The sequence below is a fragment of the uncultured Subdoligranulum sp. genome (assembly GCF_937890665.1).
The window spans coordinates 1-9,625 of sequence record NZ_CALADU010000135.1 but is presented as its reverse complement, the minus strand read 5'-3'; the positions used below and the strand labels follow the sequence as shown (position 1 = coordinate 9,625).

General features: G+C 52.1%; 11 protein-coding genes and 1 pseudogene. 6 read left to right on the top strand and 6 right to left on the bottom strand.

Annotated features, from left to right (window positions below; all coding sequences use genetic code 11):
- Positions 1-246: 246 nt before the first annotated feature.
- The 4 genes from Q0526_RS07975 to Q0526_RS07960 are packed head-to-tail and all read right to left on the bottom strand — an operon-like array spanning position 247 to position 4,046.
- The gene (locus Q0526_RS07975; protein ID WP_087334574.1) at positions 247-771 is read right to left on the bottom strand and encodes a DUF697 domain-containing protein; all 525 of its coding nucleotides are present in this window, start codon (positions 769-771) and stop codon (positions 247-249) included.
- A gap of 23 nt (positions 772-794) precedes the next feature.
- The gene (locus tag Q0526_RS07970; protein ID WP_298732309.1) at positions 795-2,234 is read right to left on the bottom strand and encodes a hypothetical protein; all 1,440 of its coding nucleotides are present in this window, start codon (positions 2,232-2,234) and stop codon (positions 795-797) included.
- An 11-nt stretch (positions 2,235-2,245) separates the two neighbouring features.
- Complete coding sequence (locus Q0526_RS07965; RefSeq protein ID WP_087334571.1) at positions 2,246-3,085, bottom strand: hypothetical protein; 840 nt, start codon at positions 3,083-3,085, stop codon at positions 2,246-2,248.
- Between the two features lie 34 nt (positions 3,086-3,119).
- On the bottom strand, positions 3,120-4,046 hold the full coding sequence (locus Q0526_RS07960; RefSeq protein WP_087334569.1) for a WYL domain-containing protein: 927 nt from the start codon (positions 4,044-4,046) through the stop codon (positions 3,120-3,122).
- Positions 4,047-4,176: 130 nt separating this feature from the next.
- Between Q0526_RS07960 and Q0526_RS07955 the strand changes: the two genes are divergently transcribed.
- The 6 genes from Q0526_RS07955 to Q0526_RS07930 all read left to right on the top strand — a co-directional run bounded on the left by Q0526_RS07955 (position 4,177) and on the right by Q0526_RS07930 (position 8,711).
- Positions 4,177-4,410 (top strand): helix-turn-helix transcriptional regulator, encoded by a 234-nt coding sequence (locus tag Q0526_RS07955; protein ID WP_087334567.1) that lies wholly within the window; start codon positions 4,177-4,179, stop codon positions 4,408-4,410.
- 170 nt (positions 4,411-4,580) lie between these two features.
- Positions 4,581-4,877 (top strand): DUF6809 family protein, encoded by a 297-nt coding sequence (locus tag Q0526_RS07950; RefSeq protein ID WP_298732301.1) that lies wholly within the window; start codon positions 4,581-4,583, stop codon positions 4,875-4,877.
- Between the two features lie 986 nt (positions 4,878-5,863).
- Positions 5,864-6,193, top strand: a complete 330-nt coding sequence (locus Q0526_RS07945; RefSeq protein WP_087334564.1) for a hypothetical protein — start codon at positions 5,864-5,866, stop codon at positions 6,191-6,193.
- Positions 6,183-6,335, top strand: coding sequence for a hypothetical protein (locus Q0526_RS07940; protein WP_162609416.1), 153 nt, complete (start codon positions 6,183-6,185; stop codon positions 6,333-6,335). Before Q0526_RS07945 ends, Q0526_RS07940 begins: the two co-directional genes overlap by 11 nt.
- Before the next feature lie 467 nt (positions 6,336-6,802).
- Complete coding sequence (locus Q0526_RS07935) at positions 6,803-6,979, top strand: hypothetical protein (protein ID WP_162609414.1); 177 nt, start codon at positions 6,803-6,805, stop codon at positions 6,977-6,979.
- 82 nt (positions 6,980-7,061) lie between these two features.
- Positions 7,062-8,711: a recombinase family protein gene (locus Q0526_RS07930; protein WP_298732297.1), complete on the top strand. Its 1,650-nt coding sequence runs from the start codon at positions 7,062-7,064 to the stop codon at positions 8,709-8,711.
- A 108-nt stretch (positions 8,712-8,819) separates the two neighbouring features.
- Here the strand turns inward: Q0526_RS07930 and Q0526_RS07925 are convergent, their stop codons facing one another.
- Complete coding sequence (locus Q0526_RS07925) at positions 8,820-9,341, bottom strand: GNAT family N-acetyltransferase (protein ID WP_298732296.1); 522 nt, start codon at positions 9,339-9,341, stop codon at positions 8,820-8,822.
- A gap of 19 nt (positions 9,342-9,360) precedes the next feature.
- Positions 9,361-9,625, bottom strand: a pseudogene (locus tag Q0526_RS07920) (hypothetical protein); the annotation flags it as partial.

Sequence of the window (9,625 nt, the reverse complement as noted above, 5' to 3'; positions counted from 1 at the left end):
GTGGAGGCAAAACTCCACCCTTGTGCTTTTCTAAATTTCTATTTGACGCTTACGAAAAGTGCTGCGAAAAACGATCTCTCGATACGTGTTAAGCCCCATAGGTACACAATGTGCACCTATGGGGCTTAACGCTGTGTACGGGAAACGCCTATGGATGCGAACAAATTGCATCCACAGGCGTTTATACTTTGCACGTGAGGTCTTAACGGTAATGCCGCCTCAGTAAAATATTTCTTTTCAGAACTTTTATTTTTTACTTTTTTTCATCTGCTCCTTAAATGCCTTTTTCAGCATCTCTCGGCCTTCCTTTTTGGTCAAGGCATTTTGATCCAACTTTCCCATTTTTATTGCTTTGCAAACCTCAATATAGGCTTTGCCAAGGGCAAGCGTGATCACACCCGCTGTACCGGCAGACACAGCTCCGCCGGCTACTGAACCTGCGCCAGGAACCAGTTTCATCAGATTAGATGCTACAGTCTTACCAATCACAGTGGCTCCACTGACACCAAGAGCCGCAACCACCAGAGATTGGAGTGCATCGCGTTGGATATTAAATCCAAACACCTTATTAATGGCAATCATCATGGCTACTTGCTGGCCAACCAAAAGCGGAGCGTCGGCAAATGGAATCGGCACAGCGCCTGTAGCTGTAGTGCTTGCTACAAATCCCAGCACGATATTGTTTGCTTTCTCAAACATCTCCCTATATTTGTAGCCTTGAAGCTCTTCCAGCAGGTCATCCTCATAATCGCATTTATTGGTAGTTTCCATGGCGTTTTCCTCCTGATTTATGTTTAATTCAGAAAATACTGGTCAATATCCCGTTTGTTCCGCAGAACTTTTTTCGGAGTCACACCGACATAATCGGCCAATACGATAGAACCATCAAATGCAATGTTGACATCTGGGTCAAACGCAAGCTCCAACATAGATGAAAATCTTTCCATTTCTTTCTTTAACATTGCGAGGAGCTTGTAATACCGTTCATCCAGCGTTTGATTTAGTGCGGCAAAACTCTCCTGATAGGCTTGGATCAGTATTTGCTCTTTCTCGCTAAGATTGTCCTTGGCAATCTGATACATGAACATCCCGGCAACATTTCCAATCATGGCTCCCAGAACGGGAATTGGGATCGCCACCTGGCCCAGCATTGCAGAAACAGCACTAATTGACACATCCAGGCACAGGATTTCGGAATTTTCAACAAACTCCTCCGCCGAAATTTCGCCTCGGCGGAATTTGATTCCCTGACCCGTTACGCCGAAAGCTGCTGTGACAAATGCATTTGCAACCGCAGCCGGTGTAGCAGTGAAGTTTGTCATTGCGTAAACGGTTCCACCACGGATTGCACCTTGAACAGTTCCTTTTGTGGTGTCAATGCCGATATCCTTCCAGTCCTCCGCAGTAAACTCCGAAAGGCGTTTGCCCTGTTTGTGTTTCTTCCATACGCCAAGGCAGAATGTCATACCGCCTTCCATCGCTGCAGAGATTCCAGCTGCCTTGACACCTTCCTGCAATGTGGGCTTGCTGGCCTCATATGCTTCATTACGACGACGCTGATCCTCCGCTTTAATGTTGTTTTCTTCTTGCTGAATGGTTTTGCCAATTTTTCCGGCCTGTACGGCTGAATAATCTAAAACCGCAGGTTCTAAATCACTTGGAGAAACTCCAGTTTCCTCAAAGAAGGTATGAATCCACTTCCACAATTGATATGTACTGGTAGATTCCTTCGCTGCTTCTTCCTGAGAAAGCGCCAAAATCCTTTGGAGGTCGTTATAGAAATCTTTCGGAATTTGATATTTTCCGCCATTTCGAATAAAATCAGGGTATTGCTCCAAATGGGCTTTGACAGCCTCAAGGCCGAAATGCCCCCCGGATCGCACAAACTTTTGCTGAATTTCTGTACCATTTCTGAGAATGTCTGCAGGGCCATTGTTATTGATCCACTCGCAGACCGCGTCTAATCCTTTTATCAGGTTACGTGCGTTTTCAATGCCAACCTCCGCAGTCTCTGCGATAAAGCCATGCATTCCTTTTGCGCCGCCCCGATTGTTTTCAATCAAGGCAGCAATATTGACCTTCATCTTCTGAAGTTCGGCCAACGCCTGCTCAAGATTCATATTTTGTGAGGTCAGCTTTGCCAGAAGTTCGTTCAACCGCAACTGATTTAGATAATCAACCCATGCAGCAACACCCTGTTCCTGCGTGCTTTTTACAATTTGCGCGACATCCATACTGAATCCTCCTAAATGGTCTTGTTCAGCATTTCAGCTAACGCCAGAGTACTGTTAACCATAGCACCAAGACGGTATTGCTCTTTCTCAGACAGTTCCAGATAATTTGCATCCCTTAAAAGTGTGTTTGCCCGAGACATATCTCGCAAATCATCCATCAACATAACCGTTTCATCTATAAGATGCTGAATTTTGGCGCTGGATTCGTTGACCTCTGCCCCAGCAATGGTAATTTTCTTCGCTTCAGCAATTGCCTCATCTGCAATCTTCTTGTTTTTATGCCCTAATGCAACTACAGATGCTGCCGTGGTTACCCCGGTTATTCCCCAGCCAATGGGCCCAGCTAAGGCTAAGAGAGCTTGGCCACCTGCAACTCCTGCTCCCCCGGCAGACAACGCCCCACCGCCCAACCATGCCAGCGCCGCTTTTGTTGCTGCTGCACCAGATAATGTGGAGATTGCAGTTCCAGTGGAGGCAGTTCCGAAGGTGGTGGCCACCCACATGGCGGCAGAAGGTGCCATACTCGCCACAGCGGCTCCGCCAGCCACTCCGGCGGCAACGCTAATACCAGATTTCACAGCGGCTTTCATTGCTTCTGCGGCATACTCTTCTGCATCTCGAAACTTCTTTTGTTCAGCCTGAATATCAGAAATTGTTTTTTCAAATTCCTTTGGCTTGTTTGCGATACTATTGAGTAAAAGCTCTATTTCTTGGATCAACTTTACACTATCTTGCCGTAAGGAATAGAGTCGGGACCCCGTTTCCTGCATAGTTTGGTATGTATTATTGTACTTTTCCACTGCGTGTTCATAAATTGAAAGAGCTTCCTTTTTGGCCTTCGTATAAAGCATACTATACCCACTCCTTAATAAATTAGATTGTTCTTCAAATAAGAATAATATAGTTTCCCTGGCTCCTCAGCCACATCTCAATGCCCTTGCCAAACACCTCAGCCTCCAAAGTCCAGCCCTCCTCGTCTTGCTCCACGATCTTCGACGTAGGCAGACGATCCAGCACGGCCTCAATGGATGGACCAGTATATTTAAACCGGATACGTTCCAGTTTGCCACCGTACATAAACTGCACCCGCTTACGGAACTCCCCCTCCTGAAAGCGATCCTTGTATGGAACTTGGAAGTGCTCATCCAGAACTATGAAAGACTTGATCCGGTCAATTCGATAAATGGTGGGAAACAAATCATCCGGGTTATCAAATGTGCTCTTATCTTCCAGAAATGCTGTCAGGTAGAAGTAGTATTCTGAGAACATGATACCCACCGGCAGCACTCGGCGGCGTACCAGCTTCGGCTCCTTCATGCGCTCGTACTCGATCTCCAGTACCCGGTGATCCTGTACCGCTTGGCCGATCTCCCACAGGCCAGGGAGAATGTGCTGACCATGATGCGGCTCAATATAATGGTGTTTCTCGTTGGCCAGCAGTTCTGCTACCGCACGCTTGCTCTGTTTCGGTACACAGCAGGAGATGAGCTTGTCCAGAATCGGCAGCATCTCATCCCGGCGCATGGAGCGGCTCTCAAGTAAGATCTTACATACCGCAAGGATCTCACTGTTATTGAGCAGCGGCAGAGCAGGCTGCTCCAGCCGGTAACCTCTTTCCTGCTTGTCGTAGACGATATCCTGCCGCAGCCCCTGTTCAGCAAAAAAACAGCGCAGCGATTCCATGTCACGCTGGATGCTTCTCTCCGTGACATGAAATTGCTGCGCTAATTCTTTTTTGGGGAGAACATCGCCGCTGACCAGCCTGGAATAAATCTGCAGCAGACGCTCCGACTTTACCAATGTGCCGTCCATACGATCCTCCATGAATAATCATGTGCTCACAAGCACATATTACTATCTAAAAAATATAATAATATATTTTATAGCTCATGTCAATTTCTGTCGTGATTCGCTACCATAGTTGCATATGGAGGAATCAACTATGAAATCCATCTACACTGAACAATACCGTCAGATCGGGTTAAAGATTGCCTACTACCGAAAGCTCCGGGGACTGACCCAGGAAGAACTGGCGGAGCAGGTCGGTCTTACCCCTGCTTATATCGGCCACCTGGAGGCACCTAACATCTCCAAAGCACTGTCTTTGGACACTTTGTTTGACATTGCTGCCGTACTGGATGTGGCACCGCAAAAATTTCTGACTTTTGAGGACTGATGTCAAGCTCATTATAGCATACGTCATGGACACTGGCTGTCACCCACTTCTCCTTTTTGAGTTTTTTATCAAAAAATGGTCATATTTTTTGGTACAGTACAATATCTGTTTTTAGCTGGATATTCTGCCGCTTTTGTGCTATGGTGTCTTGCTGACAGGAGGCAGGACATATGAACAACACCCTGAAACTATTGTATGATAGATTCTACACACCTTTGCCCATGGAGGAGGCCGAGCAGGAGATCGATGACTGCCACCGACAGCTCATCGAGCGGCTGGAAAAGCCAGAGAGAAAATTAGTATTGCGGATCATTGATACCCAAAATCTAATCGCGGAGGAACGATCCATAGACAGCTTTCTCTGCGGATTCAAATTGGCCTGGGAACTCTCAAATGAACTGAACCACTACAAAAGCAGACATCCGTCTCGGTGCGATAAGACCGAAATGGATGTCTGCTTTGATTGATTGTGCGAAAAACTCTATGCGAGAAGAAAAACCGGCAAAACACGCTACCTGACAGTATCCCTTTCTCTCACGCAATTTAGATCCGCTTTCAATTTCTCCAGGATCAGGTCTTTCTCCTCAAGTGTCCGTGATTTTTTATAGCTCTTCAGCGCCTGATCTTACAATCGCTCCGCGTTACGGATCCAGTTTTCGAACTCCGGCCTGCTCATGGTACCCTTGCGTGTGCGGGCAAAGTACATCTTTTCTACCAGTTCCGGTTGGTAACCTTCCGGCTCCAGTACGGCGTACTGAATGTTCGCCTGAGGAGCATCGATCTGGTTATCCTCCCCTAGGTCACATAGGTCTCGCAGGTTTTGGCATACGTGATGACGCCTGGTTTGAGGCGGATGGGTGGGTGTTCCGCTCGTCGGTATACTTGAGTGTGTGACCATTCTTTGTGTGGTGAGGTGACAAATCGTGCTCTGCCACGCATGGCACCGCCGCCCCTGGCGGCGGTAAAACGCCTGCCCTGAAGGACAGGCGTTTCACGCAAGCATAGCGCAAATGTACATTTTGCGCGCTTGCAGGGGAAACCCCTGTCCCCGATGCCGCCTTCGGGCGGAACTTTTCGGCAAGGTTGCCGGAAGGTCGTCTGAGCTTAGATCGGGTTTGGTGAAATCATCAAATCCGATCTCATTTGAATATTTGGCAATTCCGGCGGCAGTTCATTGCGCTGAAAATAGGGTCCGGCAACCTTGCCGGACCCTATTTTCACCTGCATCAGGATGTCGTTTTTTCACTAAACTGTCTACATGATTGGGTACATTATAATCCGTACAAGGGTGTCCATGTTAGCACCCTAGAGGTCAAGAAATCCAGGGCAGGGTGCATCATGAGACCCCCCATTTTTCTTTTTTAATGCGGACACAGACTGTCCGCATTATCTGTTAGGATGGGTGCGAGAACCGGGGATGGACCTGGAGCCGTCTCCCGAGAGGAGGAGCAACATGAACACACAAACACACCGCACCTGTATCCGGATGAGCCAGGAGGAATACGACCTGCTGAAAGAGAAAAGCAGGGCTGCCGGACTGTCCGCCAACGCCTGGCTGATGAGAGAGCTGGAGCGAAACCGCCCTATACTCTACCGGGAGAAAGAGACGAGAGCGGCCATCGCCTTTGCGGATGAGGCTGGCCGGGACATCAACGCCGTGGCCAGGGCATTCAACAGCGGCTGCGGCACCGCCCAGCAGCTGGGCTTTTCCGTCCGCCGCCTGGCCCAGGTGGTGGAGCAATTCCGGCAGGTGCGAAAGCTGGGGTACCCCTATGCGGTATAAACACAAGCCACGCCCACCTATGCGGGACAACAGCTGTTCTCTGTCCGTCCGCATGACGGAGGAGCAGTACCAGCGGCTGTGCCGCTATCTGGCCATCACCAGACTGCCGGTCACAACTTATTTCCGCAAGCTGATCAAGTAAACCACGATCCACGCCCGAATGCCTAGGCAGAAGATAGACCCGCATCCCGCCGTAAACCATATCTACTCCAACATCCGGTAGATCGCCCGCTGCCCAAAGGCCAGAGAACTCGCCCCGGAGCAGATTGCGCAGCTGGAGTTTCTGGCGGACAAGCTCTGTGAGGAGTACTTCCTTCTCTCCACCCAGCAATAGCCTCTGTAAGGCCACAGGAGGCCCCGTGTGGCCTCGCAGGCCCAGAGGGGGAATAGGTAGAAACTGGGCGCTTTCAGCCGAATCGTCAGGAGCGTCACTTTTATGTCACAGGAGCAGAAAATTGCCTTTGACAATAGTGTCAAAGGCGATCCGCGGGAGGAGCGGAATATACCACAGAGCCGTGAGACCGCTTTTGATGAAATCACCAAAAGCGCTGCCCAGCAAGGTTTGGCAAAGTTGCCGAACCTTCCCGACCAGAGATGGAGGAAACGAAAATGTCAGAAGAAGCGAAAGATGATGTTCAACAGGTAAAAGCGGAACGCCTTCAGCGCTCCCATGGGCGGCTTATCCGTGTGGTGTCTGTGTTCCCGCAGCAAGGCAGCGCCACCCCGGAGGACAAGCTGAAAGCCCTCATCAACCTGGACGCGCAGCAGGGAAAGCTGTGTGCCTAAAGGACTGGACATTGCCCAGGCTTTGGGGTATTGTGTAGGCGCGATGCGCTGAATCGGTTTGACGAGAAAAAAGGAGGGCTGTATGAAACAGTCAAACCAGAATGAGATCACCGCCCTGTACTGCCGTCTCAGCCAGGATGACGGGGCGGACGGAGAGTCCAACAGCATCCAGAACCAGCGGAATATCCTGGAGCGGTACGCACGGGAGCACCGCTTCCCCAACCCCCGCTTTTATGTGGATGATGGCTATTCCGGGGGCAGCTTCAACCGCCCCGGCTTCCAGCAGATGATGACGGATATGGAAAACGGGAAGATCCGCACCATCATCACCAAGGACCTGTCCCGGCTGGGACGCAACCAGCTCCACACGGGGCTGTACATCGAGGAACGCTTCCCCATGTTCGGCGTCCGTTACATCGCCATCAACGACAATGTGGATACCGACCGGAGCGAGAGCACAGAGCTGATGCCCTTCAAGAACCTGTTCAACGAGTGGTTTATTCGGGACACCAGCCGGAAGATCCGGGCGGTGCAGCGGGCCAAGGCGGAGCGCGGGGAGCGGCTGGGCACCAGAGCGCCCTACGGTTACCGCAAGGACGAGCAGGACCGCAAGAAGCTGGTGGTGGACGAGGAGGCCGCCGCCGTGGTGCGCCGTATTTTCGCCCTGTGCGCCGCTGGGCAAGGACCCAGCCAGATAGCCCGACTGCTGAAGCGGGAACAAGTGCTATGCCCTACGGCCTACGCTTACAAAACCTTTGGCGTTGCCCATAGCAGTCTGAATTTGAATGATCCCTATGGGTGGTCCGACAGTACGATTGCCAACATGCTGGAGAATGAGATTTACCTGGGCAACACCATCAATCTCCGGTACAGCACCCGTTCCTACAAGGACAAGCGGAAAGTGGAACATCCCAGGGAGGAATGCATGGTGCTGGAAAATACCCACCCCGCCCTGGTGAGCCGTGAGGTCTGGGATATCGTCCAGCGGGTACGCCAGCACAAACGGCGACCTACCAAGATGGACGAGCAGAACAAGTACTCCGGGCTGGTGGTGTGCGCCGACTGCGGAAGCACCATGGTGCTCCACCGCGCCCATACCATGAGCCGGTCCTACAACCACTTCACCTGCCGGACTTACAAGAAGGACGGCACCCTCTGCACCGCCCACTATATCCGGGAGTGTGTGCTGGATGACGTGGTTCTGGAGGATCTGCGACGGGTGACAGCAATGGCCAGGGAGCACACCCAGGAGTTTGCCGCATACATCGGCAGCAGACAGTCTGCGGAGATCCGAAAAGAGATGCGTGGGCTGGAACGGGAATTGGCCGCTATGAAGAAGCGGAGTAAGGAGCTGAACAGCATCTTCAAGCGCCTTTATGAGGACAGCGTCCTGGGGCGGATCACAGCGGAGCAATTCCAGACGCTCTCCGGCAGCTACACCCAGGAGATGGAAGCGCTGAATAAGACCATCCCAGAAAAGGAAACTGCCATTCAGAGGCTGCGGGAGCAGGTGTCCGGCACAGACCACTTTATCTCCCTGGCAAAGCGGTACACAGACATCCAGGAGCTGACACCGGAGCTGCTGCGGCTGTTCATCCGAAAGATCGTGATCCACGAAAAGGACGTGAAGTGGAGCAAGCACGCTCAGCAGACGGTGGAGATCCACTACAATGACATTGGCTGTGTGGAACTGCCACAGCCGAAAGGTCAGTCCACCGCCAAGGGTGCGTGAGACAAAAAGAAGTCCCCGGCAGATACTGCCGAAGCAATATCTGCCGGGGGTTCAGACACCTGCAAAGTTACCCCTGTCAGGGGGAACCAAACGTCCACTCCGTTTTTTTTACAGCAATTCTTCGTAGCAGTTGAGATCCTCCGGCAAAAAGCCCTGGAAGAGGAAATGACTGGTGCCCGCAAAGCGGTAGCCCAGACGGGGATACATGGAGTTGGCGGGCTGGTTGTTCACATAGGTGTCCAAACGGATGACCCGCTTGCCCTGCTGACGGCAGTGCTCTTCGCAGAAGGCCACCAGCTCCCGGGCCTTGCCCTTGCCCGACCAGGCGGGGTGAATGACCAGGGTGTGGATGACGCCCACCTCGTTGTCCTGGGCGGCGTACTGCCAGGGGATGTTGGCGTACTCAGGCAGCTGTTCCCCATTGAGGTTGACACAGCCGTACACCTCACCGTTTTCCTCGGCGGTAAAGAGGGTGCCGGCCTCCAGGGCGGCACGGGCGGTGTCCACGGTTGGGTACTTGCCCCGCTGCCAGTTGGTGAAGGAGACCGGACGGGCGTCCTCCTCCGCCAAAATCGCCTCGTAGATGGCGGCGATGGCGGGCAGGTCTTGGGGATTGGCGGGTCGAATCATAAAAAGGCCTCCTTTTCCATCAGTACCGGGGTACCCAGCTGGTAAGGAACCACACCGGGAGCAGCCAGGTAAGCAGGAAGATCAGCAGATTCAGAGGGGACAGAGAGCCAAAGGCGGCCACAGCCGTCAGATAGTAGGCCAGCAGTACCCCTACTGTGGAGCCAACACAGGTAAGGATGGCGCCGAAGCGGGTGGCCCGGCGCAGACGCCGGGCGCCCACCACCGAGTCGGCGTAGGGCACCAGACCCTCGCGACACAGCACGGCGGTGAGGATGGGATTATGG